Consider the following 22,511-nt stretch of genomic DNA (forward strand, 5'->3'; position numbering starts at 1 on the left):
GTCACTCGCCGTCGGGCAGGCCGCAGATGTGCCCTTCGCCGTCGATCGGACGGCCGCAGAGCGGGCAGATCGGGCGGCCCGCGCCGACGATCTCGAGAGTGCGCGCGGCGAAGGCCCGAGCGGTGCCGACCGGGATGCGCACCTGCAGCATCTCGGCGGGCTCGGGCGTCTCGGTCTCGGCCGCGTCGGAAGCGAACGGGTCGTCGGAGTCGAACGGGTCGTCACCGCCATCGCTGTCGTCGTAGGGGTACGCCTCGATGACCACCTGTGCCGTCGACGGGTCCCACCCCAGCGTCATCGCGCCGGTGCGGAACTGCGGCTCGACCGGCTGCTCGAGCGGGTCGTTGTCGACGAGCTCGAGGGGCGTGACCGAGGGGACGCTGACGGGGTTGCCCTCGGCGGTCATCAGCTCGTCGAGGATCTCCTCGATCTTCTCGGCGAGAAGGGCCGACTGCTCTTTCTCGAGGGCGACGCTGACGACGCGGCGGCCGTCGCGGGCCTGCAGGTAGAACGAACGCGACCCGGGCTGCCCGACCGTGCCGACGACCAGACGGTCGGGCCAGTCGAATCCGTGGACGATGGTTGGCATGACGCAATCCTAGGTCGGTCTGATGGGGCGAGGCTCAGAGAGGTTCAGGGGTTGCCCGCACCCCCGCCGACCGCCGCGTCGGCGGCCGGGGCCGGTGCCGCGCGCAACCATGAGAGGTCGCCCGCGACACTGTTCGTCGAGACGACGTCGGGCCGCGTGGCTCCATAGCGGATGATCGACACCGACGCCGGGCCCACGCTGATCCGCTGGAACAGGTCGAGGTGCATGCCGAGCGCGTCGGCGAGGATCGACTTGATGATGTCGCCGTGGCTGACGGCGGCCCAGACCGCGGTCGGCCCGTGCTCTGCCTCGAACTGCGCATCAAGGCGCCGGATGGCCGAGACCGACCGCGCCTGCATCGCCTGCATCGACTCGCCACCGGGGAAGACGGCGGCGGAGGGCTGCGACTGGACGACGCCCCAGAGCTTCTCTTTCGCCAGGTCTTTCAGTGGCTGCCCCTGCCAATCGCCGTAGTCGCACTCGGTGATCGCGCGCTCGATCGGGGTCGCAGGCGATCCCTCCTGGTGCTCCAAGATGAACTTCGAGGTCTGACGGCAGCGCTCCAGCGGGCTCGACACCACCGCGACGAGCGGTACGACCGAGAGCCGTTCGCCGGTGCGGTCGGCCTGACCTCGGCCGACCTCGTCGAGCTTCACGCCGGCGGTACGCCCCGCGAGGATGCCGGAGGCGTTGGCGGTGGTGCGACCGTGTCGCACGAGGATGACTGTGGCCATGCGACGAAGCCTAGCCAGCCCGGCTCAGGTGACCGGTCAGGATCCTGCGCCCCGACTGCGCCGCCCCACAGGCGTCACGATTCAGTCGCCGCGCGCGATGAACGCGGCGACCAGCTCGCCGATCAGCACCGCTGTCGCCGCCGGCCCGCGCGACGGCGTGGTCGGCAGGATCGACGTGTCGGCCACTCTCAGCCCAGTCGCCCCGAGCACGCGCCCGTACTGGTCGACGACGGCCCCGGGTCGCCGGCCGGGCCGAACGAGGCGCTGCCGCAGAGGTGGATGGCGGTGCCCAGGTGGCCGAGCATCCAGACGTCGAGCGCCGCGTCGTCGTCGAGGATCTCGTCGGTCAGCTCTGTCAAGCGCCGATAAAGATGCTCGTAGGCCTTCGACCGCAGGATCGCGACGGTGGTGCGAACCGCCTCGCGCATGCGTTCGCGGTCGTGAGCCGTGTCGAGGTAGTGGTAGTCGATGCGCGGCTGCACCTCCGGGTCTCTCGAGTCGAGCGTGATCTGGCCGCGCGAGGTCTCCTGCTGCACGGCGACGATGAAGGTGAGGTCGTCGCGGTGCACGATCTGCTGGAAGAAGCGCCTGAGCGAGACGCCGCGCATCGCGTGGATCGACGCGCGCGGGTGCCGCAGGGCCGCGGCGATGCCCGACCCGGTGCTCTGCGACGAGCCCGTCAGCAGGTACCCGGTCGGCTTGATCATGGGCAGGATCTCGAGGTCGCCGGCCGTTTCGCCCCCGACGGAGGTCCAGTTGAGGCAGTCGGCCATCGACTGGCGGCTCGATGTGTCGACGAGGTCGCGCTTCGGCTGCCAGCCGACGTTGATCTCGGGGTGGTCGCTGAAGCCTTTGCCGACACCGGGCAGGTCGACGACCACGGGAACGCCGTGGGCCTCGAGCTCGGCCCTCGGCCCGATGCCCGAGACCAACAGGATGTGGGGCGACTTCACCCCGCCCGCCGAGAGCACGATCTCGTCGCCTTCGATCACTGACACGACGCCGCCGTGAGACACCTCGACCCCGGTCGCGCGCGTGCCGTCGAAGACCACCCGCCGCACGAGGGTGTCGCCCTGCACCGTGAGGTTCGGGCGGTCGCGCACCGGGTTGACGTAGCTGATGCCCATGTTGAGGCGGACGCCGTCGACGGCGTTCATCGGGACGGGGCCGTGGCCGGGCGCACCCTGGGCGTTCTTGTCGGGCTCTTCGACGAAGCCGAGCTCTGCCGTGGCTGCGGCGAACGCGACCGTCGCCGGGTGGTCCTGCCCCGGCCGCGAGATGGTGACCGGGCCCGACGAGCCGTGCTCCGCGTCGTGGCCGTACTGGAGGTCGTTCTCGAGCTTCTTGTAAAACGGCAGCACGTTCTCGAAGGCCCACGCGTCGTTTCCGCCTGCCGACCACCGCTCGAAGTCGTGACGCCTCGCGCGGATGAAGTAGGCGCCGTTGATCGCGGACGACCCGCCCAGGATCCTGCCCCTCGCCACGACGTAGGGCAGGTCGGGCGTGAGGTGCCCGAGAAACGACCAGTTGTCGGGGTGGCCCGGCATGGCGCCCTGGACGGTGCCCGCGTCGAGCAGCTCGCGGGGGAAGGCTGCGGTCGTCGTCGGCACCGGGCCGGCCTCGAGGAGGAGCACGGAGCGATCGGGGTCCTCGGAGAGCCTCGCGGCCAGGGGTGAACCGGCGGCCCCGGCGCCGACCACGATCACGTCGTATCTCACTCCGATGCGCCTCCCGGGGCGTGGTCGTCGCTGAGCTCCGTGAGGTCGAAGCCGGTCGAGATGAGCCGCAGCGAGACGCCGAGCAGTTCGATCAGGTCGGCGTCGTCGTGGCGGAGCCACTGCTCGTACGCCGCGAGGGAGGCTGCGAGCATGGCCCACGCCGTCGTCTGCGGCACCAGGTCTTCGGGGTCGAGCCCGGAGCGCTCTGCGACGTAGTCGGCGATCACCTGGCGCCAGTCGGCGTAGCGGAGCGTCGAGTGGGCGACCAGGGAGGGGACGTTCAGCAGCAGGCGCATGCGCTCGCGGTGGTACGAGACCTCGTCGGCGGGAAAGCGGTTGAACTCGATGACGGCTGTGCGAAGAGCCTCGCGAATGTCGACGTCGTCGGGCAGCGCCGCGAGATAACCGCGCATCGAGGCGATCATGCCCTCGAAGTCGCCCCAGGGCAGGTCGTTCTTCGAGGCGAAGTAGCGGAAGAACGTGCGACGCCCGATCCCGGCGGCGGCGGCGATGTCGTCGACCGTCGTCTCGTCGAAGCCGTGCTCGATGAAGAGCTGGAGGCCGATGTGGCTGAGCTGCGCGTTGGACGTGGCGGGCTGCCTCCCGATCCGGGGGGCGCCGTCCGACGAACCTTCATCAACTTCCAACTTTTTCGCTCTTCCCATCGGCACTGGGTGCCATTAGTGTAAATCCCATCGCGGAAAGACTCCACGGAACGCCAATGATTGTCGTAAAGGAGCATGACATGGACAACATCTCATCGCAGGTCGAAACCGATACCGCCGCCCCACTCATCGAAGAAGACAGCCTGGTCGAGGAGATCTCGATCGACGGCATGTGCGGCGTCTACTGAGCCGCCGAGCATCACCATGGATCTCGACCGAGCCTGGGACATCCACCCGCAGGTCTCCGTCCGCCCCGAGCCGTTCGGCGCCCTGCTCTACCACTTCGGCACCCGAAAGCTCTCCTTCTTGAAAGACCGCACTCTGCTCGCGGTCGTTCAATCGCTCGGCGACGCCCCGTCCGCTCGTGCCGCGTGCACGGCCGCCGGGATCGCCGACTCCGATCTGGCGAGATACTCCACTGCCCTCGGCACCCTGGAGCGCTCGTCGATGGTCGTCGAAAGGACGCCATGACAACGGTTCTCCCCTCCACGTCGTTCGCAGCGCCGAGCGTCACCGCACCACCGCCCGAGCCGAAGCGCCTCGTCGACCTCTTCGAGTTCGGCCTCGACGCCCCGATCTGCCTCACTTGGGAGCTCACCTACGCGTGCAACCTGTCGTGCGTGCACTGCCTCTCCAGCTCAGGGCGACGCGATCCTCGCGAACTGACCACGGAGGAGGCCAAGGCCGTCATCGACGAGTTCCAGAAGATGCAGGTCTTCTACGTCAACATCGGTGGCGGCGAGCCGACGGTGCGCCCGGACTTCTGGGAGCTGATCGACTACGCCACCTCACACGACGTCGGCGTGAAGTTCTCGACCAACGGCGTGAAGATCACCCCCGAGGTCGCCGCCCGCATCGCGACGAACGACTATCTCGACATCCAGATCTCGATGGACGGCGCCACCGCAGAGGTCAACGACTACGTGCGCGGCCCCGGCTCGTACGACACCGCCATCACGGCGATGAAGAACCTCTCCGACGCCGGCTTCAAGAACTTCAAGCTCTCGGTGGTCTGCACCTCGCAGAACATCGGGCAGCTCGACCAGTTCAAAGAGATTGCCGACACCTACGGCGCCCAACTGCGTCTCACGCGGCTCCGCCCCTCGGGCCGCGGCGCCGACGTCTGGGACGAACTGCACCCCACCAAAGACCAGCAGCGCGAGCTCTACGACTGGCTCGTGGCCCACGGCGACAACGTGCTGACCGGCGACTCGTTCTTCCACCTGTCGGCGTACGGCGAGGCGCTCCCCGGCCTCAACATGTGCGGCGCCGGTCGCGTCGTCTGCCTGATCGACCCGGTCGGCGACGTGTACGCCTGCCCGTTCATGATCCACGACGACTTCAAGGCCGGAAACATCCGGAGCGAGGGCGGGTTCGAAGAGATCTGGAAGCACTCCGAGCTGTTCCTCCGCCTGCGCCAGCCGCAGTCCGGCGGCGCCTGCGCCTCGTGCCAGTTCTTCAGCACCTGCAAGGGCGGCTGCATGGCGGCGAAGTTCTTCACGGGCCTGCCTCTCGACGGGCCCGACCCGGAGTGCGTGCAGGGCTTCGGCGAAGACGCGCTGCTCAAGATCAAAGACGAGAAGAACGCCCTGCCCAAGTCGGGCATCGACCACTCTCACCGCACCACGAAGCAATCGAAGTCGGGCAAGGTCTACATCAAGCTCGGGCTGAAGGCCGACCTGTCTGCGCCACCCGTCAGCGCCTGCGCCGAGAACCCCCTGGCCGACTTCACGCCGATCTCGATCACGAAGAAGCCGATCAGTGAGTGCGCGGAAGACCCGCTGGCCGGGTTCAGCGCGCCGTAACACCACCCCCGGCATCGCCTGCGAGGGCGCCTCCGGGCGCTCTCCTCGGCGTGCCGAGAAACACCATCAGAAAAAGAGAGAAGGTGCACGCGATGGGGCGTGTAGAAGGCAAGGTCGCATTCATCACCGGGGCAGCCCGGGGCCAGGGTCGCAGCCACGCGATCCGATTGGCGCAGGAGGGTGCGGACATCATCGCGGTCGACCTGGTCGACCACATTCCGAACGTGACGTACCCGTCGGCGACCGAGGAGGATCTCGCCGAGACCGTCCGCCAGGTCGAGGCACTGGACCGCAGGATCATCGCCACGAAGGTCGACGTCCGCGACCGCGCGGCCCTCAAGAAGGCGATCGACGACGGAGCGGCCGAGCTCGGTCACCTCGACATCGTGGTCGCCAACGCCGGCATCTGCGTCATCGCCGGCTGGAAGGACACCACCGACGAGATCTTCGAGCAGACGATCGGCACGAACCTCAAGGGCGTCTGGAACACGGCGCAGCTGACCGCCCCGCACCTCATCGAGGCCGGCGGCGGATCCATGGTGCTGACGAGCTCGGCCGCCGGGCTCAAAGGCCTCCCGTTCCTCTCGGCCTACGTCATGGCCAAGCACGGCGTGGTCGGTCTCATGCGCGCCTACGCCACCGAGCTGGCGGAGTACAACATCCGCGTCAACTCGGTCCACCCGACGGGGGTCGACACTCCGATGGGCTCCGGCGACGGGTCGGAGAACTTCGGCCCGCTCCTCGAGGCCCACCCGAAGCTCGGCGGGATGCTGCAGAACCTCCTGCCGATCGAGATCACCCAACCGGTCGACATCTCGAACGCCGTGCTGTTCCTCGCCTCCGACGAGGCGCGCTACGTCACCAGCCTCACGATGACCGTCGACGCGGGCAACACCCAGTTCTGACAGAAGGCCCGGCCACCAGCCGGGCCTTCTGCGTTGCACCTCGCTCCCACCCGGAGCGATGAGAGAAAGGAGAACGCAATGGGGCGTTTGGATGGAAAGGTCGCGTTCGTCACGGGCGCGGCGAGAGGACAGGGTCGCAGCCATGCGCTGCGGCTGGCCCAAGAGGGCGCCGACATCATCGCCATCGACATCACGGGCCAGATCGACTCGGTGCCGTACGCGATGTCGACGCCGCAGGATCTCGAGGAGACCGTCAAGCAGATCGAGGCACTGGATCGCCGCATCGTGGCGACCAAGGCCGACGTCCGCGACTTCGACCAGGTCAAGGTCGCCGTCGACGACGGGGTGGCGCAGCTCGGTCGCCTCGACATCGTCGCCGCCAACGCCGGGATCTTCAGCTTCGGCACGCTCGAAGAGCTGTCCGAGACCGAGTTCCGCGACATGATCGACGTCAACCTGATCGGCGTCTGGCACGCCGTCAAGGCGGCCATCCCGCACATCCGTGCGGGCGGCAAGGGCGGGTCGATCATCCTCACCAGCTCGACCGCGGGGCTCGAGGGCATGAACAACATCGGCCACTACGCCGCCGCCAAGCACGGCGTCGTCGGCCTGATGCGCACGCTCGCTCTCGAGCTCGGGCCCGAGTTCATCCGGGTCAACAGCGTGCACCCGACCAGCGTCAACACCGACATGATCCAGAACTCGGCGACGTACGCCCTGTTCGCCCCGGATCTGCCGGAGGCCGAACGGACCAAGGAGACGCTGGGCGGCCGTTTCCAGACGATGAACGTGCTGCCCATCCCGTGGGTCGAGCCGGTCGACATCTCGAACGCGGTGCTCTGGCTCGCATCCGACGAGTCGCGCTACGTGACCGGAATCACCCTGCCCGTCGACGCCGGCGAGCAGCTCAAATAGTCAACCGCGGCGGGTCGCGCCGACCGGCGCGGCCCGCTGTACCTGAGAGGAACGAACGACATGGGACAACTCGACGGCAAGGTCGCCTTCATCACGGGCGCCGCCCGCGGGCAAGGGCGGAGCCACGCGATCACGCTGGCCAGAGAGGGTGCGGACATCATCGCCGTCGACGTCTGCAAGCAGGTGGAGACCGTACCGTACCCGGGCGCGACGTCCGAAGACCTGCAGGAGACCGTGCGCCAGGTCGAAGCGCTCGACCGGCGGATCGTCGCGTCCGAGGTCGACATCCGCGACTACGCAGGGCTCAGGAACGCCGTCGACCAGGGCGTCACCGAGCTCGGCCGCCTCGACATCGTCGTCTCGCAGGCCGGCATCTCGACACCCGCGCCGACCCTCGAGATGGACGAGGAGACCTGGCAGACGATGATCGACGTCAACCTCACCGGCCAATGGCACACCATCAAGGCGGCGGTGCCGCACATCATCGACGGCGGGCGCGGCGGCGCCGTCGTCATCACGAGTTCGCTCGCGGCGCTCATCGCCAACGCCAACACGGCGCACTACTCAGCGGCGAAAGCCGGGCTCGTCGGCTTCATGCGCGTGCTGGCCGTCGAGCTCGCGCCGCAGAGCATCCGCGTCAACACGATCCACCCGACGACGGTCAACACCGACATGATCCTCAACGAGCCGACCTACAAGCTCTTCCGGCCCGACCTCGAGAACCCGACGCGCGAGGACTTCGAGGTGGCAGCGCTGACGCTGAACAAGTTGCCGATCGCCGGGGTCGAGCCGATCGACATCTCCAACGCGGTGCTCTACCTCGTCGGCGACTCCGGGCGCTACGTGACGGGTACGACCCACGTGGTCGACGCGGGTGGCCAGCTGTGACCAGCGGGCAACAGGCCGACGCGCGACCGGCGCACGGCGCTGGCGGGCAGTCGACCTCGGACCGGCGCGGAGGCGCGACGCGCGGCCGGATCGCGGCGCACCTCGTCGGTCGCGAGCGCGAGCTCGAGCTGGCTCTCGCCGCGGTAGGGGCCGGTCGCGACCTGATCCTGGAGGGCCCTCCCGGCACCAGCAAGACGACGATGCTCAAGGCGATCACCGAGGAGTGGGGCATCCCGCTCTTCTTCGTCGAGGGCAACGCCGACCTGACCGCGGCGAAACTCGTCGGCCACCACAACCCGGCGCGTGTGCTGAAAGAGGATTACAGCGCCGACACGTTCGTGCCCGGCCCGCTGGCCCTCGCCATGGAGAACGGCGGCTTCTTGTACATCGAGGAGTTCAACCGCGCCCCCGAAGACACCCTCAACACGCTTCTCACGGCGATGGCCGACCGGCAGATCGAGGTGCCCCGCGTCGGTCTCATCAGGGCCGAGCCGACCTTCCGCGTGATCGCGTCGATGAACCCGTTCGACAACGTCGGCACCACGAGACTGTCGACGAGCGTCAGCGACCGCCTCAACCGCATCGTGGTCGGTTACCAGGATGCCGAGGCCGAAGAGGGCATCGTCCGCCTGCGCTCGCATCTCGAGGGGGCTTTGGGTGACCGCATCGTCGTCGATGCCGTGGCCGTCACCCGCGCCACGCGCACCCACCCCGACGTGCGGCAGGGCTCGAGTGTCCGCGGGGCCATCGACTGCGCTCTCATCACCGACGAGCTGTCGGCCCTGCGAGACCTCACCGACCCCCTCGACGAGCGCTACCCCGAGACGTTCTTCGACGCCATGGTCGTCTCGCTGTCGGGCCGCATCCACCTCGACGAGGCCGCCGAGACGACGGCAGAGCGGGTGATCCGAGAGATCTGGGAGGACCACTTCGTGCTCGAGCCGGCCCGGGCCGAGCCCGGCTGAAGAGCCGTCGAGGCCGACTCCCCCATCCAGCGGAAGACGTCGACCCCGTCTCCGAACGCCCGGCCCCTGGCCCGGAAGCCCAAACAGCTCGACCAGGATCCGACGGTGTTCGACGCCGTCGCCGGCCCCGGCGGTCTGGCGCTGCGCCCGCAGCCCGGCAGAGCGGGCACGGCGAAGAAGCGCCCGGAGGGGTCGGGGGCCGGCTTCACCGATGATCCTGCCGACCTCGTGCCCCTCGATGACGAGGCGGCTTCGATCGAGCCGGAGGTGCGCGAGCGCGCCCGGGCGATCGCCGCGCGGTTGTCGGTGCCGAAACCGAAGGCCGACTCGACGGCGAGGCGCGGAGGCGGCGACGTGATGAGCCTCCCGTTCGCCGACGGCAGCGACGAGATCGACCTCGACGCGACCATCGAGGTGCTCGCCGAGAAGCCGATGCCCGAAGACGAAGACATCATCGTGCGCGAGCGTGTCCGCACCAAGCGGTCGGTCGTGCTGGCCGTCGACGTCTCGGGGTCGATGAAGGGCGAGCGGATCCGCACGGCGGCGGCGACCGTCGGCGCCCTCGCGGCCGAGCTCGAGCAGGACGCCCTCGGGGTGATCGCCTTCTGGTCGGATGCCGCCGTGCTGCTCGAGCTGGGCAGCCGAATCGAGCCGATGGCCCTGCTCGACCAGATGCTGAGGATCCCGGCGCGAGGCCTGACGAACGTCGGGTTCCCGCTGTCGATCGCGGTCAACCAGCTGGCGGGAGTGCCGCAGCGCGACGCGCGGGTGATCCTGCTCTCGGACTGCGTGCACAACGCCGGGCCCGACCCTCGGCCGATCGCAGCGCACCTGCCGCGGCTCGACGTGCTGCTCGACACGAGCGGCGAGAAGGACCTCGAGCTGGGGCGGGAGCTGGCGCGCATCGGGCGCGGCGTCTTTCGGCCGATCCGCACGTTCCACGACGTCGCCCCGGCGCTGAGTGCGCTCTTCCGAGCATGACACTCCCCCTTCCCCTCCAGTGGCACTCGGTGCCATAATGGGATCAGCACACGGCGGTGCAGCCGCGGTGCACGAACGAGAGTGAGGGCCCGATGGCCAGAAACCCATGGTTCGAGACGGTGGCAGAAGCTCAGCGCCGAGCCAAGAAGCAGCTTCCCAGTTCGGTCTACGGAGCCCTCGTGGCCGGGTCCGAGCGAGGTCTGACGATCGACGACAACATCGGGGCCTTCTCCGAGTTGGGCTTCGCGCCCCACGTCGTCGGCCACAAAGCCGAGCGCGACCTGTCGACCACCGTGCTCGGCATCCCGATCGACTTCCCCGTCATCATCTCGCCGACCGGCGTGCAGGCGGTGCACCCCGACGGCGAGGTCGCCGTCGCCCGTGCGGCCAAGTCGCGCGGCACGATCATGGGCCTGTCGTCGTTCGCGTCGAAGCCCATCGAAGACGTCGCCGCCGCCAACCCGAACACGTTCTTCCAGATGTACTGGACGGGCACCCGCGAGCAGATGATCCAGCGCATGGACCGCGCTCGCGCCGCCGGTGCCAAAGCGCTCATCTCGACGCTCGACTGGTCGTTCTCGAACGGCCGTGACTGGGGCAGCCCACAGATCCCCGACAAGCTCGACCTCAAGACGATGATCAAGTTCGCGCCGAACGTGCTGCCGCACCCGGCGTGGCTGCTGCGGTTCGCGAAAGACCGCAAACTGCCCGACCTGACCACCCCCAACCTCAAGCCCCTCGGCGGTGACGCCCCGACGTTCTTCGGCGCGTACTACGAGTGGATGCAGACGCCGCCGCCCACCTGGGAGGACGTCGCCTGGCTCAAGAAGGAGTGGGGTGGCCCGCTCGTGCTCAAGGGGGTCAGCCGCGTCGACGACGCCCGCCGCGCGATCGACGCCGGGGTCGACGCCATCTCGGTGTCGAATCACGGCGGCAACAACCTCGACACCACGCCGGCCACGATCCGCATGCTGCCCTCGGTCGTCGAGGCGATCGACGGCCAGATCGAGGTCTACCTCGACGGCGGCATCCGCCGCGGCGGCGACGTCGCGAAGGCGCTGGCGCTCGGCGCTCGGGCCGTGCTCATCGGCCGCGCGTACCTCTGGGGCCTCGCCGCCAACGGCCAGGCCGGCGTCGAGAACGTCCTCGACATCCTGAAGGGCGGCCTCGACTCGGCCGTGCTCGGCACCGGGCATGCCTCGGTGCACGAGCTGTCTCGCGACGACCTCGTGATCCCCGACGGTTTCACGCGCACGCTCGGCGGCTCGGCAGTCAACGCCGCAGCGACGAGCGGAGCCACGGCCGGCGGCCGCCCGTCGACGACGAAGACGACCCCGCGCACGAAAGACCCGATCGGGTAGCGTCGCCGCTATGACAGCCTCCTCCCCCGGCTGGACCGAGCTCGCGAAGGCCTCCTGGCCCGAGATCCCCGTCGATCCGGTCGTCCTGATCCCCACCGGGTCGACCGAGCAGCACGGGCCGCACCTGCCGTTCGACACCGACAGCGTCGTGGCCCGTGCGGTCGCGACCGGCGTGGCGGCCGCCCTCCCGGGGCAGGTCGTCGTCGCGCCCACGATCCCCTTCGGGGCGAGCGGCGAGCACGCCGACTTCCCCGGCACGGTGTCGATCGGGCACGAAGCGCTGCACTCGCTGCTGGTCGAGACCGTGCGATCGCTCGACCTCTGGGCGGGGCGCATCGTGTTCGTGAACGGGCACGGCGGCAACGTGGTCACCGTGCGCCGAGTCGTCGACGAGATGCAGACCGAGGGCCACTCGGTCGACTGGGCGCCCTGCGTCCTGCCGGGCGGTGATGCGCACGCGGGCCGGACCGAGACGTCGCTGATGCTGCACCTGCGGCCGAACGACGTGCGACTCGACCTCGCGGTACCGGGCGATTCGACGCCGATGCGCGAGCTGCTTCCGCGCCTGATGCGAGGCGGCGTGCGCGCGGTCTCACCCAACGGCATCCTGGGCGACCCGACGGGGGCGTCGGCCGCGGAGGGCCGCGCCTTCCTTGCGACAATGGTCGACGGCGTGGTCGGCAGGATCAGCGCGTCGGCCGCGAGCGATGCGACGTCTCGCTGACGTGGGGGTGGGCCTCCCAGTGCCGCCCACCGGCCTGGACGCGACGCTGCCGATCGGCTTCACCGTGCGCCTCGGCCACGGCGTGCGCGTCGCCGACGGCGGGCAGACGCTCATCGGCGGGGCTCCCACCCGCGTGCTCTACCTCAGGCCCAAGGCTGCCCGCCTGCTCGACGACGGCACCCTGACCGTGCAGGATGCCGGGACGCGAACCCTGGTCGACCGGCTCCTCGACGCCGGGATGGCCGACCCGATCGTCTCGACGCTCACCGGCCCGCCAGCCTCCGATGTCACGTTCGTGACCCCCGTCTACAGTCGGCCGCGCGAGCTGGACCGGCTGCTGTCGAGCCTTCCTGCGGGGTCGCCCGTGATCGTGGTCGACGACGTCTCGCCCGACCGTGCCGAGATCATGGCCGTCGCGGCACGGCACGGGGCGACGTTCTTGCCGCGCGACACGAACGGCGGCCCGGCGGCCGGCCGCAACGACGGGCTACGGCACGCGACGACACCGTTCGTCGCCTTCGTCGACACCGACGTGGTGCTGCAGCCCGACACGATCAAGGCGATGCTCGGCCACTTCGCCGACCCCCGTGTCGCCCTGGTGGCGCCGCGGGTGCAGGGGCTTCGTGACGACGCCGGGCTGAACTGGATCGGCCGCTACGAGCAGGCCCGCTCGTCTCTCGACCTCGGCCCGTACCCGGCCCTCGTGCGACAGCGGTCGCCCGTCGCCTGGGTGCCGGCGACCTTTCTGATCGGTCGGGCGGCGGCTCTGGGCGACGGGTTCAGCGTCGAAATGCGGGAGGGCGAAGACGTCGACTTCGTGTGGCGGCTCGCGAACCGCGGCTGGCGCATCCGGTACGAACCCTCGGCGGGGGTGTGGCACGAGCACCGCCAGCGGGCCGTGGCGTGGCTCAGCCGGAAGGCCCTCTACGGCAGCTCGGCGACTCCGCTCGGCCGGCGGCACGGGGCCGACATCGCCCCCGCGATCCTGGCGCCCTGGAACATCGGCGTCATCGCCGCCCTGCTCGCCCAGCGGCGGTGGTCGGTGCCCGTCGCGGTCGGCATCGCCGGGGTGACCGCATGGCGGGTGTCGCGCAAGCTCGCGCGCAGCGAGCACCCCGTGCAGCAGGCCGCCCGGCTGACGGTCTCGGGCGTCGGGTCGTCGCTCGCGCAGACGACGGCACTGCTCGTGCGGCACTGGTGGCCTCTCGCCGTCGTCGCGTCGATCTTCTCGCCGCGCATCCGGCGAGCGCTGATCGTGTCGGCCGTGGTCGATGCGGGCATCGAGTGGGTGCGGCTGACGCCCGACCTCGACCCGGTGCGCTTCGGCCTGGCGCGGCGCCTCGACGACCTTGCCTACGGGGCAGGCGTCTGGTGGTCGGCTCTGAAGGGCCGGTCGCTTCGCGGGGTGCTGCCGCACGTCTCGCGCCGCGGCGAGCACTGACCTCTCACGACGCAGGGTGCGTTTTCGGCGGTGCGACGGGCCGAGCGGGTGGTCGGGGTGGTCGACTGCTCAGACGAGCGCGAGGATGAGGCCGGCGGCGATGAGGATCACGGCGGTGACGACGTGGATGCTCACGGCCTGGCGGAGGCTTCCGCCGTTGGTGACGACGATGATGGCGTCGCCGATGGGGGTGATGGCGGCGGTGACGAGGGCCCAGCCGAAGACGTGCGGGCCACCGACGAGCAGGACGACGAGCGGCACGATACCGGAGGTGATGTCGCGGACGCCTTTGATGCTCGTGAGGGCGCGGATGCGGTCTTCGGTGACACCGAAGCCCGCCAGGGCGACTTTCGGCGCCAGGAGGAAGCGGGCACCGATGAAGAGGATGAAGAGGCAGCCGGCGACGGCGACGAGGAGAGCGGCGATGGTCATGAGGTGGAACCTTTCGGATTCGTTATCTAGCAACGTTCGCTAACGAAGCTAGCACAGAGTGGACGATCCGCCTACCGTCGTTACGTAACCCTGCTAGAATGTTTTTCATGAGCCCACGCCCCGCCCCGGACCTCGACCTCCGACGCGACCAGATCACTCGGGCGGCACGCGGCATCGCCGAGGCGGAGGGGTGGCCTGCTGTGACCATGCGCCGGCTCGCCACCGAGATCGGCGTCACCCAGCCGGTGCTGTACTCGGCGTTCGCGGCAGGTCGCCAGGCCGTCGTCGACGCGGTCGCCGTCGCCGGGTTCTCGGCGATCGCAGCCGCCCTCGAGGCCGTCGAAGCCGAGCCGCTCGCCCGAATGCGCGCCTACCTCGACTTCGCGTTCGGGCAGCCGCAGGTCTACGAGGCGATGTTCTCGATGCCGTCGGGGCTGGCGTTCGGAGGCGGCGGCGGCCCTGAGCCGCTGCTCCGCGCTTTCACCGCGATCGAGGCGGCCTTCCCAGGCAACGACGGTGTCACGGCCGAGGTCGCCTGGGCTGCCCTTCACGGCCTCGCGACTCTCCAGATCGGCGGCCGCCTTCCCCGGGCGCAAGCCGAAGCCCGTCTCCTGGACGCTCATCGGATGTTGACCCGATAGCCGGCCGGAGCCCGATCGACGCGTCTCTGACCGCACTCGTGCCCGTGCCGTCAGGCGTCGAAGGCAGCCCGGTTCTCGCGCACCTCGCCCTGGTGACCGTCGACCCAGTCGATGACCGTGCCGACGATCTCGATGAGCGTCCCACCCAGCGGGGTGAGCTCGTACTCCACCCGCGGCGGCACCTCGGCGTAGGCGGTGCGGCTGACGAGGCCGTCGCGCTCGAGGGCGCGCAGCGTCACCGTCAGCATCCGGTGCGACAGGCCGTTGATCTGAGCGAGGAGGGACCCGAAGCGCTGCGGGCCGGCAGCCAGCGTCGAGACGACGAGCATCGTCCACTTGTCGCCGAGGCGCGTCAGTATCTCGCGGGTGAGCGACTTCTGGTCGGCCGAGCAGACGTGCTCGGCCTGCCACTGCAGCAGCGGCCGACCCTGGATCGTCGCATCCTGCGCCACTCCGCATCACGTCCTTCCGGGTGCCCCAGGCACTAATTAGTGCGTAACGGAAATCGGGACTATTCGCAGCGTCTGCGCGTTACGCACTGACGGTAACCGAAAACGGCGATCCGTATTCCCGGTCGGGATGCGTCGCCCGAACCGCTCAGAAGGAGCACCATGACCAAGATCGCGATCATCATCGGCAGCACCCGTCCCGGCCGCAACGGCAAGGCCGTGGCCGACTGGGCCTACGCCCGGGCCGCCGAGCGCACCGACGCCGAGTTCGAGCTCGTCGACCTGCGCGACTTCCCGCTGCCGCACTACGACGAGGAGGGCTCGCCTGCGCGCAGTACCTTCGACTCCGATCAGGCCGTGGCCTGGACTAGCAAGGTCGCCGAGTTCGACGGCTACGTCTTCGTCACGCCCGAGTACAACCACTCGACCACCGGCGTGCTCAAGAACGCGCTCGACTACGTCTACACGGAGTGGAACAACAAGGCCGCGGCGTTCATCAGCTACGGCGGCGCCGGCGGGGCTCGCGCCGTCGAGCACCTGCGCCTCGTGGCATCCGAGCTCATGATGGCGACGGTTCGCGGGCAGGTCGCCCTGTCGCTCTTGACCGACTTCACGAACTTCACCGAGTTCACACCGGCGCCCTACCAGCTCTCCCAGCTCGACGCCGCACTTGACCAGGTCGTCGCCTGGTCGGGTGCGCTGGCGCCGCTGCGCGTGGCCCAGCCCGTCCAGGCCTGATCGGCGACTCGGCCGGAGAGCGCCATTAAGATCGACACGTGGAGTCCAAACCCGCGTCCGTCTTGAAGGCCCTCCGAGCCGAGATCATCGCAGGGACGCTCGCCCGCGGCACCCGCCTCAAAGAAGACGCCATCGCCGAGCGCTTCGGGGTCTCGCGGGTGCCCGTCCGCGAAGCGCTGCGGCAGCTCGAGACCGAGGGCTTCGTCGTCGCCGAGAAGTTCAAGGGCGTCACGGTCGCCGACTCGTCGTCGGAAGCGGTCATCGAGCTCATGCAGATCCGGCGTGGGCTCGAGGTGCTGGCGGCCGAGTTGGCGGCAGGACGCCAGGGCGGAGACAGCGCCGACCTCTTGCGTGCGGTCGTCAACGAGCAGCGCTCCGACCAGGAGGTCGAGGCGCAGACACCCCGTTTCTCCTTTCACCGACTGGTCGCCACCGCATCCGGCAACGACCACCTCGAGCCCATGATCGAGCGCCTCATCCACCAGACCGCGTGGGCGTTCGAGCGCGTGACGCAAGAAGAGGTCGCCTCGAGCGGCGGCGACCACGCGGCGGTCGCTAACGCGATCCTGCGCGGTTCGACCGTGCAGGCGGGCCTGCTGATGGATGAACACCTCCGGCGCGACGAGGCGATGTTCCGCGCCCTCGACAGCTAGAACGTATACGAAACAAAGCGTTTCCTGCTCGAAACCAGCCGGAAACACCTTTTCGTATACAAAAGAGTGTCCCCGGATGCGATACTGATTCTGATGTCAGCGATCGCTCCTCCACACCTCTTTCCGTGCCTGGAGTTGCAAATGACTGCTGTGACCCGCTCCACCGCTCCGACCCGCTCTTCGATTCCCACCGACGCCTCCCCCCGCAACGGCGTCGCCTCCGCTCTCGACTCGATCGGCTTCACCCGTGCCCAGTTCGCGGTGCTGATGCTCATCCTCGCCGGCGAGTTCTTCGACACCCTCGAGCAGAACTCGGTCGGCGCGATGGCCACCAACATCAAGACGTCGCTGAGCATCGGCGACGTCCAGCTGACCACGATCAACACGGCGACCGTCGTCGGCGGCCTCATCGGCCGCTTCGTCGCCGGCTGGCTCGCCGACCGCTACGGCCGCCGCTTCTCGCTCAGCCTCAACCTGCTCGTCTACACGCTGGGCGGCCTGCTCAGCGCGGTGGCGTTCAACTACGACATGCTGCTCGTCAGCCGCCTCATCGTCGGCATCGGCGTCGGCGGCGAGTTCATGATCGGCATCGCGATGCTCTCCGAGATGGTCGCGACCCGCTTCCGCGGCGGCCTGATCGCGACGATCAACGTCGGCGCCGGCGGCGTGGGCAACTTCATCTCGTACGGCTTCTTCCTGCTGCTCCTCGGCCCGCTCGCGGCCCCGCTCGGCGGCAACGACACGGTCTGGCGCTGGTCGTTCGCCCTGCTCGCGATCCCTGCCCTGTTCGTCGTCCTCTTCCGTCGGCGCCTGCCCGAGACCCCGCGCTGGCTGCTCTCGAACGGCCGCGTCGACGACGCCAACCGCTCTCTCGCGATCCTGGCCTCGAACAGCCTGAAGCCGTCGGCCGACGCGAAGTCGCCCGTCACGCTGACCCAGGCCGACCTGCCCCCGGTCGCCCTGCACTCGTCACCCGCCGCCGTCTTCCAGCGCCTCGTGCTGCGTCGCACCATCTCGATCGGCATCGCGTCGTGGATGGCCTTCGGGTCGCAGGTCACCCTGAACTTCCTCATGCCGACCCTGCTCGTCGAGCGCGGCTACTCGGTCTCGCAGAGCCTCCTCTACACGATGATCATGAACATCGGGTCGCTGCTCGGCTGCACCGCCGCGGCTCTGATCGCGAACCGCGTGGGCCGGAAGGCGGCCGTCACGACCGCCGGGATCCTGGGCTGCCTGACCGCGCTGGCGTTCGCCGGGTTCGGCAACGACACCGCGCTGATCCTGGTGCTCGGCGCCCTGTTCCAGTTCTTCACGATGGTGACGAACACGACCCTCGCCGCCTGGACGGCCGAGGTCTACCCGACCGCGATCCGCGCCTCGGGAGCCTCGATCGTCAACGGCATCGGCAACATCGCCGGCGCGGTCATGCCCTTCCTCGCGATCGCTCTCTACGGCCACTTCGCCTTCGCCGGAGTCTTCAGCCTCGCCGCGGTCATGTATCTGATCCTGGTCGTCGCGTCGCGCTTCGCCCCGAGACCCGGGGCCGCTCGCTCGAAGACGTGAACGAGAACACCCTGGCGACCAGCCGGGCCTGAACCCACCCCAGGCGGGCCGGAACCTCCGGCCCGCCCTCCGACCTCGAACCCTCTGGAGGAACACATGGACACCCTGAAGATCTCTGCGACCGCGAACGGCCTCAACTACCTGCCCGAGTACGTCGCCGACCAGGGCGGCCTCTTCGCCGAGCGCGGGCTCGCCGTCACCGCCGTGGCTCGCGACCCGTGGACCGGCGTGCTCGACGACATCGAGTCGCGCGAGGCCGACCTCGCCCTCGGCGGCCTCTGGGTGCCCGGAATGTACGCCGGCATGCCGCGCAAGCTCTCCGTCGTGGGCCAGCTCAACCACAAGTTCCCCATGACGATCGTCGCCCGCACCGAGACCTCGCCCGTCGGCCTCGACTGGCTGGCCGGCAAGGTCGTGCTCGCACCCGGCGCCGGCGGAAGCGCCCCGTACGAGTTCACCGCGGGCCTCATCCGCGAAGCCGGGCTCGACGTCTCGGCGACCCGCTTCGTGCGCGACCTGTCGACCGCGATGCTCATCGAGCTCTACCAGGGCGGTCTCGGCGACGCGATCATCCTCGACCTCGTCTCGGCCGAAGAGCTCGTCGCGGCGGGCGGCGGCGCGATCGTCTTCCGTCACCTCGACGCCGGCGGAATCATGCCCAACAGCGTCTACTACACGCTCACCGAGCGCGTCGACGAGCTCGGCGACCGCGTCGACCGCTTCATGGACGGCATCGCCGCAGCGATGGTGAAGATCACCTCGCACGACGCGGATGCCGAGATCGAGGCGGTCCTCGCCGCCCGCTGGCCCGGCAAAGACCAGGCGCTCCTCCGCAAGGCCGCCGACGAGATGGCCGAGGGCGGCGTCTGGGACTCCGCCGTCATCGACCGCGACGCCTCCGACCGGTGGATGCGGATCCTCTCCGAGGGCGGCCTCGTCACGCATCTGCCGTCGCTCGAAGAGCTTCTGGGCGCCAGCAGCACGGTCACCGCCTGATGGCCCTCGTCCTCGGCGCGTCGGAGATCGGCGCTGTCATCGGGGCCGTCGACGTCGTCGAGGCCGTGGAGTCCATCCACCGGGATCTCGGCTCGGGCGCCATGACGCAGCCGGCACCGGTCGCGCTCACCGGCTTGGACGACGCCGTGTTCCTGCCCATGGCGGTGCGCTCGGACCGGCTCGGCCTGGTTGCCGTGAAGCTCATGGGCGACATCCCCGAGAACGGCGATCGCGGCCTGCCGACGCAGCGCTCCACGATCCTGGTCTCGTCGGCGGTCACCGGACAGTGCGTGGCCGTGCTCGACGGCATGGCCATCACCCGGGCGCGGACGGCCGCGACCTCGGTGGTGGCCACCCGGCACCTCGCCCGCCCCGACAGCAGCACTCTCGGCCTGATCGGCCTGGGCAATCTCGCCATCGAGCACGCCCGCCGGTTCGCCGCGGTGCGGCCGTTCGACCGGATCGTCGTCTGGTCGCGTTCGTCCGGCACGATCGACCGCTTCTTGCAGGAGGTCGGGCGTGACCTGCCCGCCCGGTGCGTCATCGCGTCGAGCCCGCAGGAGGTCGTCGACGAGTCGGACGTGCTCTGCACGCTGACACCCTCGATCGATCCGATCGTCCACGGAGCCTGGCTGCACGAGGGCCAGCACGTCAACGCGGTCGGTGCGCGCCCCCGCGCGAGCCACCGCGAGCTCGACGGCCGAGCCATGGCCCGCGGCACCGTCTTCGTCGACAGCCGCGCGACGGCGCTCGCGAAGTCGGGCGATCTTCTGGTCGCCCTCGCCGAGGGGTCGCTCAGGCGAGAGACGCCGCTGCCCGAGCTCGGCGAGGTCATCGCCGGCACAGCACCGGGCCGCTCGAGCGACGACGAGATCACCGTCTTCGACTCCGTCGGTCTCGGGGCGCAGGATCTCGCGGTCGCGGCTCGCGTGATCGACCTCGCCCGTGAGCTCGGCATCGGCACCGTCGCGCAGCTCTCGCCGGCGTCGAAAGCGGTGATCTCGTGATCCGGATCGCTGTCGTGAACTGCAACACGACCGAGTCCATGACCGAGACCGCGGCGGCCCGAGCGAGGCTCGCCGTCGGCCCCGACGTCGAGATCGTCGGGATCACGCCGGCGTGGGGCGTCGCGTCGGCCGAAGGCTGGTACGACAGCTTCATCAGCGCGGCCGCCGTCTTGCAGACGCTCGAGACGCTGCCAGTCGACGTCGACGGCGTGGTGATGGCCGGGTTCGGCGAACACGGGCGCGAGGGTGCCCGCGAGCTGCTCTCGATCCCCGTGGTCGACATCACCGAGGCCGCCGCCCACCTCGCCATGCCGCTCGGCCGCCGCTACGGCGTCGTCACCACCGTGCGCCGAGCCGTCGGGCAGATCGAGGACAGCCTCACCACCGCGGGTCTCATCGACCGGTGCGCTGCGATCGAAGACACCGGTCTCGGTGTGCTCGAGCTCGACGAGGACCCTTTCGCCACCGCAGAGGCATTCGTCGCCGCGGGGCAGCGCGCCATCGCCCGCGGCGCCGAAGTGATCTGCCTCGGCTGCGCCGGCATGGCCGGCCTCGAAGAGCACGTGCGGGACCGCCTGCCGGTGCCCGTGGTGGATGGAGTTGCCGCCGCCGCCGCCCTCGTCGAGACGCTCATCCGCCAGGGCCTCTCGACCAGCAAGATCGACTCGTTCGCCACACCTCTCGCGAAGCAGCGGAGCTGGAGCGCCTGAGCGCGGCGGAGAGTGGAGGGCCGGTCGCGACGTCCCCCTGTCGATCGCCACGGAACGGTCACTTGTTCTTGCCGTGACCTTTGCCCTGCCCATTCCCGTTGCCCTGAGTCGGGCTCTTACCGCTGCCGGCGGGAATGCCCACGGCGGGAGTGGACGTCGTCGGGATGCCGGTCTGCACCGTCGGAGCCGCAGTCTGCACCGTCGACGGCACCGGTTGGACCGGATTCGGTGACGACGAGACTGCAGGGGCAGAGGATGTCGAAGCCGGTCCGGTCGCCGGCGAGGAGGGCGCCGTGGGAGACGTGGAGACCTTCGCGGTCGCAGGGGAATGGTTCGACGCCACGAGCACCGTCGCCGAAACGGCGAGGACGATGATGAGCGCCGCCACACCGCCCGCAATGCGCACGCGTCTGGAGAGGCCGAGTCTCGGTTCGCCCGCACCCTGGTCGGATGGCAGCAGGGCCGTCGGCGTCGTGGAGGCGTCCGAGGGCATGGCCTCGGCCGTCATGACCTTGGTGGGCGCGAGCCCCTCCGATTCGCCCGCGAAGCCAGGGTTGCCGAGTGTCGCGGGAAGCTCTTCCGGTGCCGCGAGACGCTGAAGGACTTCCCGCGCCGTCGGCCGGTCCTCGGGTGCGAGCGCGGTCATGGCGGTGAGAAGCGACCTCCACCGGTATCCGAACCCGGTCGGGATCTCGGGGCTCCTGTTCATGCGCGCAGCGAGCGTCTCGGTCATGGACCCCGGGAAGGGGTGTCTCCCGGTCAGTGCTTCGAGGAGGACGAGCCCGAGAGAGTAGATGTCGGAGGCCGTCGTCGCGGGTCGTTCTCGAGGCTGCTCCGGGCTCAGGTACGCGGCCGTACCGACCATCATTCCCGTGGCGGTCAGCGTGCTGGCCCGATCGGTCAGGATGGCGATGCCGAAGTCTGCCAGCTTCGCGTCGAAGGGGCGCAACGCGACGACGGACGGGCCCAAGAGCACGTTCCCGGGTTTGATGTCGCGGTGCACGATGCCGGCATCATGGATCACGACCAGCGCTTCGGCGAGCTCGGTCGCCAGGACGACGACGTCCGCCTCGGCAATCGCTCCTTCACGGAGACGCTCGCCCAGCGACGGCCCGTCGACCAGCTCCATGACGAGGAACGTCTTCTCTTGCCCGTCGACGAGGGTCGTGTCGGCGTCGAAGAGGGTCACCAGACCCCGGTGGCTCAGAGACGCCAGCATCCGGATCTCGGAACGAGCCCGATCGGCGCCGACCGCATCCGCGTCGAGGAACGACAGGATCTTGACGGCGACCGATCGATTCAGAACGGTGTCCTCGGCCCGGTAGACCGTCGACATGCCGCCCCGCCCGAGCGGCTCACCCAACCGGTACCGGTCGGCGAGCAGAGGAGTGGGCGGAGACGAATCGGGCACAGGGAAGTCTTACTCCGGTGGCGACGCTGAAGCTCTCACCCGGGAGCTCGCTCGGCGCGTCCGCTTCGACCATGTGAGCTTTCGAATATGAGCCGAGGGTGGCTTCTCGGAGGAAGACCCCCTTCGCCGTTCAGCGGAGGGGGTCTGGTAGTGGTTGGTGGCGCTTAGCAGCAGCCCTCGCAGCACTCGTCCATGGGGTTCACCTCCTCGGTTTGTCGGC

26 protein-coding genes are annotated in these 22,511 nt (G+C 69.4%); 18 read left to right on the forward strand and 8 right to left on the reverse strand.

What is annotated here, in order from left to right; translation table 11 throughout:
- Window position 1: 1 nt before the first annotated feature.
- From AX769_RS01315 to mftR, 5 genes are all read right to left on the reverse strand, one after another.
- Window positions 2-589 carry a DUF3090 domain-containing protein gene (locus tag AX769_RS01315; protein ID WP_066275065.1) on the reverse strand — a complete coding sequence of 196 codons (588 nt, stop codon included), beginning with the start codon at window positions 587-589 and terminating at the stop codon, window positions 2-4.
- A gap of 44 nt (window positions 590-633) precedes the next feature.
- Window positions 634-1,323: a histidine phosphatase family protein gene (locus AX769_RS01320; RefSeq protein WP_066275067.1), complete on the reverse strand. Its 690-nt coding sequence runs from the start codon at window positions 1,321-1,323 to the stop codon at window positions 634-636.
- Window positions 1,324-1,404: 81 nt separating this feature from the next.
- Window positions 1,405-1,509, reverse strand: a complete 105-nt coding sequence (locus tag AX769_RS24585; RefSeq protein ID WP_239451893.1) for a hypothetical protein — start codon at window positions 1,507-1,509, stop codon at window positions 1,405-1,407.
- 2 nt (window positions 1,510-1,511) lie between these two features.
- A complete protein-coding gene (locus tag AX769_RS01325) occupies window positions 1,512-3,041 on the reverse strand; it encodes a GMC family oxidoreductase (protein ID WP_204249297.1) in 1,530 nt (509 codons plus the stop codon).
- Complete coding sequence (mftR, locus tag AX769_RS01330) at window positions 3,038-3,688, reverse strand: mycofactocin system transcriptional regulator (RefSeq protein ID WP_239451894.1); 651 nt, start codon at window positions 3,686-3,688, stop codon at window positions 3,038-3,040. The genes AX769_RS01325 and mftR overlap by 4 nt, the downstream gene beginning before the upstream one ends.
- Window positions 3,689-3,786: 98 nt before the next feature.
- On the opposite strand from mftR, the gene mftA reads away from it, so the two are divergent.
- From mftA to mftF, 11 genes are all read left to right on the forward strand, one after another.
- Window positions 3,787-3,894, forward strand: coding sequence for a mycofactocin precursor MftA (gene mftA, locus AX769_RS01335; RefSeq protein WP_066275070.1), 108 nt, complete (start codon window positions 3,787-3,789; stop codon window positions 3,892-3,894).
- 16 nt (window positions 3,895-3,910) lie between these two features.
- Window positions 3,911-4,177 carry a mycofactocin biosynthesis chaperone MftB gene (gene mftB / locus AX769_RS01340; RefSeq protein WP_066275072.1) on the forward strand — a complete coding sequence of 89 codons (267 nt, stop codon included), beginning with the start codon at window positions 3,911-3,913 and terminating at the stop codon, window positions 4,175-4,177.
- Window positions 4,174-5,511, forward strand: a complete 1,338-nt coding sequence (mftC, locus tag AX769_RS01345; protein ID WP_082763407.1) for a mycofactocin radical SAM maturase — start codon at window positions 4,174-4,176, stop codon at window positions 5,509-5,511. The genes mftB and mftC overlap by 4 nt, the downstream gene beginning before the upstream one ends.
- Window positions 5,512-5,603: 92 nt before the next feature.
- Window positions 5,604-6,416 carry a mycofactocin-coupled SDR family oxidoreductase gene (locus AX769_RS01350; protein ID WP_066275073.1) on the forward strand — a complete coding sequence of 271 codons (813 nt, stop codon included), beginning with the start codon at window positions 5,604-5,606 and terminating at the stop codon, window positions 6,414-6,416.
- Window positions 6,417-6,494: 78 nt separating this feature from the next.
- A complete protein-coding gene (locus AX769_RS01355) occupies window positions 6,495-7,331 on the forward strand; it encodes a mycofactocin-coupled SDR family oxidoreductase (protein WP_066275080.1) in 837 nt (278 codons plus the stop codon).
- A 60-nt stretch (window positions 7,332-7,391) separates the two neighbouring features.
- On the forward strand, window positions 7,392-8,219 hold the full coding sequence (locus tag AX769_RS01360) for a mycofactocin-coupled SDR family oxidoreductase (protein ID WP_066275084.1): 828 nt from the start codon (window positions 7,392-7,394) through the stop codon (window positions 8,217-8,219).
- Window positions 8,216-9,184 (forward strand): MoxR family ATPase, encoded by a 969-nt coding sequence (locus tag AX769_RS01365; RefSeq protein ID WP_066275090.1) that lies wholly within the window; start codon window positions 8,216-8,218, stop codon window positions 9,182-9,184. The genes AX769_RS01360 and AX769_RS01365 overlap by 4 nt, the downstream gene beginning before the upstream one ends.
- Before the next feature lie 105 nt (window positions 9,185-9,289).
- Complete coding sequence (locus AX769_RS01370) at window positions 9,290-10,165, forward strand: VWA domain-containing protein (RefSeq protein WP_204249298.1); 876 nt, start codon at window positions 9,290-9,292, stop codon at window positions 10,163-10,165.
- A gap of 92 nt (window positions 10,166-10,257) precedes the next feature.
- Complete coding sequence (mftD, locus tag AX769_RS01375; protein WP_082763408.1) at window positions 10,258-11,526, forward strand: pre-mycofactocin synthase MftD; 1,269 nt, start codon at window positions 10,258-10,260, stop codon at window positions 11,524-11,526.
- Window positions 11,527-11,536: 10 nt separating this feature from the next.
- Window positions 11,537-12,250, forward strand: coding sequence for a mycofactocin biosynthesis peptidyl-dipeptidase MftE (gene mftE, locus AX769_RS01380; RefSeq protein WP_066275095.1), 714 nt, complete (start codon window positions 11,537-11,539; stop codon window positions 12,248-12,250).
- Entirely contained in the window at window positions 12,234-13,691 is a 1,458-nt protein-coding gene (mftF, locus tag AX769_RS01385) for a mycofactocin biosynthesis glycosyltransferase MftF (protein ID WP_082763409.1), read from the forward strand. The genes mftE and mftF overlap by 17 nt, the downstream gene beginning before the upstream one ends.
- A gap of 69 nt (window positions 13,692-13,760) precedes the next feature.
- On the opposite strand, the gene AX769_RS01390 is transcribed toward mftF, so the two are convergent.
- Window positions 13,761-14,123 (reverse strand): DUF4267 domain-containing protein, encoded by a 363-nt coding sequence (locus tag AX769_RS01390; RefSeq protein WP_066275101.1) that lies wholly within the window; start codon window positions 14,121-14,123, stop codon window positions 13,761-13,763.
- 107 nt (window positions 14,124-14,230) lie between these two features.
- Here AX769_RS01390 and AX769_RS01395 point away from each other — a divergent pair, with 107 nt between their 5' ends.
- Window positions 14,231-14,764: a TetR-like C-terminal domain-containing protein gene (locus AX769_RS01395; protein ID WP_066275103.1), complete on the forward strand. Its 534-nt coding sequence runs from the start codon at window positions 14,231-14,233 to the stop codon at window positions 14,762-14,764.
- A 50-nt stretch (window positions 14,765-14,814) separates the two neighbouring features.
- Here AX769_RS01395 and AX769_RS01400 read toward each other — a convergent pair whose 3' ends face one another.
- Window positions 14,815-15,216: a helix-turn-helix domain-containing protein gene (locus tag AX769_RS01400; RefSeq protein WP_239451895.1), complete on the reverse strand. Its 402-nt coding sequence runs from the start codon at window positions 15,214-15,216 to the stop codon at window positions 14,815-14,817.
- 159 nt (window positions 15,217-15,375) lie between these two features.
- Between AX769_RS01400 and AX769_RS01405 the strand changes: the two genes are divergently transcribed.
- From AX769_RS01405 to AX769_RS01430, 6 genes are all read left to right on the forward strand, one after another.
- Window positions 15,376-15,951 carry an NADPH-dependent FMN reductase gene (locus AX769_RS01405; RefSeq protein WP_066275106.1) on the forward strand — a complete coding sequence of 192 codons (576 nt, stop codon included), beginning with the start codon at window positions 15,376-15,378 and terminating at the stop codon, window positions 15,949-15,951.
- Window positions 15,952-15,989: 38 nt separating this feature from the next.
- Window positions 15,990-16,604, forward strand: a complete 615-nt coding sequence (locus tag AX769_RS01410) for a GntR family transcriptional regulator (RefSeq protein ID WP_066275109.1) — start codon at window positions 15,990-15,992, stop codon at window positions 16,602-16,604.
- 141 nt (window positions 16,605-16,745) lie between these two features.
- Window positions 16,746-18,167 carry an MFS transporter gene (locus tag AX769_RS01415; protein ID WP_157887382.1) on the forward strand — a complete coding sequence of 474 codons (1,422 nt, stop codon included), beginning with the start codon at window positions 16,746-16,748 and terminating at the stop codon, window positions 18,165-18,167.
- Between the two features lie 96 nt (window positions 18,168-18,263).
- Window positions 18,264-19,163, forward strand: coding sequence for an ABC transporter substrate-binding protein (locus tag AX769_RS01420; RefSeq protein ID WP_066275113.1), 900 nt, complete (start codon window positions 18,264-18,266; stop codon window positions 19,161-19,163).
- Entirely contained in the window at window positions 19,163-20,170 is a 1,008-nt protein-coding gene (locus tag AX769_RS01425) for an ornithine cyclodeaminase family protein (RefSeq protein WP_066275115.1), read from the forward strand. Before AX769_RS01420 ends, AX769_RS01425 begins: the two co-directional genes overlap by 1 nt.
- Window positions 20,167-20,880 (forward strand): aspartate/glutamate racemase family protein, encoded by a 714-nt coding sequence (locus tag AX769_RS01430; protein ID WP_369824052.1) that lies wholly within the window; start codon window positions 20,167-20,169, stop codon window positions 20,878-20,880. Before AX769_RS01425 ends, AX769_RS01430 begins: the two co-directional genes overlap by 4 nt.
- A gap of 58 nt (window positions 20,881-20,938) precedes the next feature.
- Here the strand turns inward: AX769_RS01430 and AX769_RS01435 are convergent, their stop codons facing one another.
- Window positions 20,939-22,291 (reverse strand): serine/threonine-protein kinase, encoded by a 1,353-nt coding sequence (locus tag AX769_RS01435; protein WP_157887383.1) that lies wholly within the window; start codon window positions 22,289-22,291, stop codon window positions 20,939-20,941.
- Window positions 22,292-22,511: the final 220 nt, after the last annotated feature.

The sequence above is a fragment of the Frondihabitans sp. PAMC 28766 genome (genome assembly GCF_001577365.1).
In the GTDB taxonomy this organism is placed as follows: Bacteria; Actinomycetota; Actinomycetes; order Actinomycetales; family Microbacteriaceae; genus Frondihabitans.

Excerpts from the sequence above, each read along its gene's own strand:
- mftD (WP_082763408.1), top strand. The coding sequence starts at position 10,258 with ATGGCCAGAAACCCATGGTTCGAGACGGTGGCAGAAGCTCAGCGCCGA.
- AX769_RS01350 (WP_066275073.1), top strand. The coding sequence starts at position 5,604 with ATGGGGCGTGTAGAAGGCAAGGTCGCATTCATCACCGGGGCAGCCCGG.
- mftC (WP_082763407.1), top strand. The coding sequence starts at position 4,174 with ATGACAACGGTTCTCCCCTCCACGTCGTTCGCAGCGCCGAGCGTCACC.
- mftF (WP_082763409.1), top strand. The coding sequence starts at position 12,234 with ATGCGACGTCTCGCTGACGTGGGGGTGGGCCTCCCAGTGCCGCCCACC.
- AX769_RS01360 (WP_066275084.1), top strand. The coding sequence starts at position 7,392 with ATGGGACAACTCGACGGCAAGGTCGCCTTCATCACGGGCGCCGCCCGC.
- AX769_RS01355 (WP_066275080.1), top strand. The coding sequence starts at position 6,495 with ATGGGGCGTTTGGATGGAAAGGTCGCGTTCGTCACGGGCGCGGCGAGA.
- AX769_RS01405 (WP_066275106.1), top strand. The coding sequence starts at position 15,376 with ATGACCAAGATCGCGATCATCATCGGCAGCACCCGTCCCGGCCGCAAC.
- AX769_RS01315 (WP_066275065.1), bottom strand. The coding sequence starts at position 589 with ATGCCAACCATCGTCCACGGATTCGACTGGCCCGACCGTCTGGTCGTC.
- AX769_RS01390 (WP_066275101.1), bottom strand. The coding sequence starts at position 14,123 with ATGACCATCGCCGCTCTCCTCGTCGCCGTCGCCGGCTGCCTCTTCATC.
- AX769_RS01415 (WP_157887382.1), top strand. The coding sequence starts at position 16,746 with ATGACTGCTGTGACCCGCTCCACCGCTCCGACCCGCTCTTCGATTCCC.
- mftB (WP_066275072.1), top strand. The coding sequence starts at position 3,911 with ATGGATCTCGACCGAGCCTGGGACATCCACCCGCAGGTCTCCGTCCGC.
- AX769_RS01320 (WP_066275067.1), bottom strand. The coding sequence starts at position 1,323 with ATGGCCACAGTCATCCTCGTGCGACACGGTCGCACCACCGCCAACGCC.
- mftA (WP_066275070.1), top strand. The coding sequence starts at position 3,787 with ATGGACAACATCTCATCGCAGGTCGAAACCGATACCGCCGCCCCACTC.
- AX769_RS01425 (WP_066275115.1), top strand. The coding sequence starts at position 19,163 with ATGGCCCTCGTCCTCGGCGCGTCGGAGATCGGCGCTGTCATCGGGGCC.
- AX769_RS01395 (WP_066275103.1), top strand. The coding sequence starts at position 14,231 with ATGAGCCCACGCCCCGCCCCGGACCTCGACCTCCGACGCGACCAGATC.
- mftE (WP_066275095.1), top strand. The coding sequence starts at position 11,537 with ATGACAGCCTCCTCCCCCGGCTGGACCGAGCTCGCGAAGGCCTCCTGG.
- AX769_RS01420 (WP_066275113.1), top strand. The coding sequence starts at position 18,264 with ATGGACACCCTGAAGATCTCTGCGACCGCGAACGGCCTCAACTACCTG.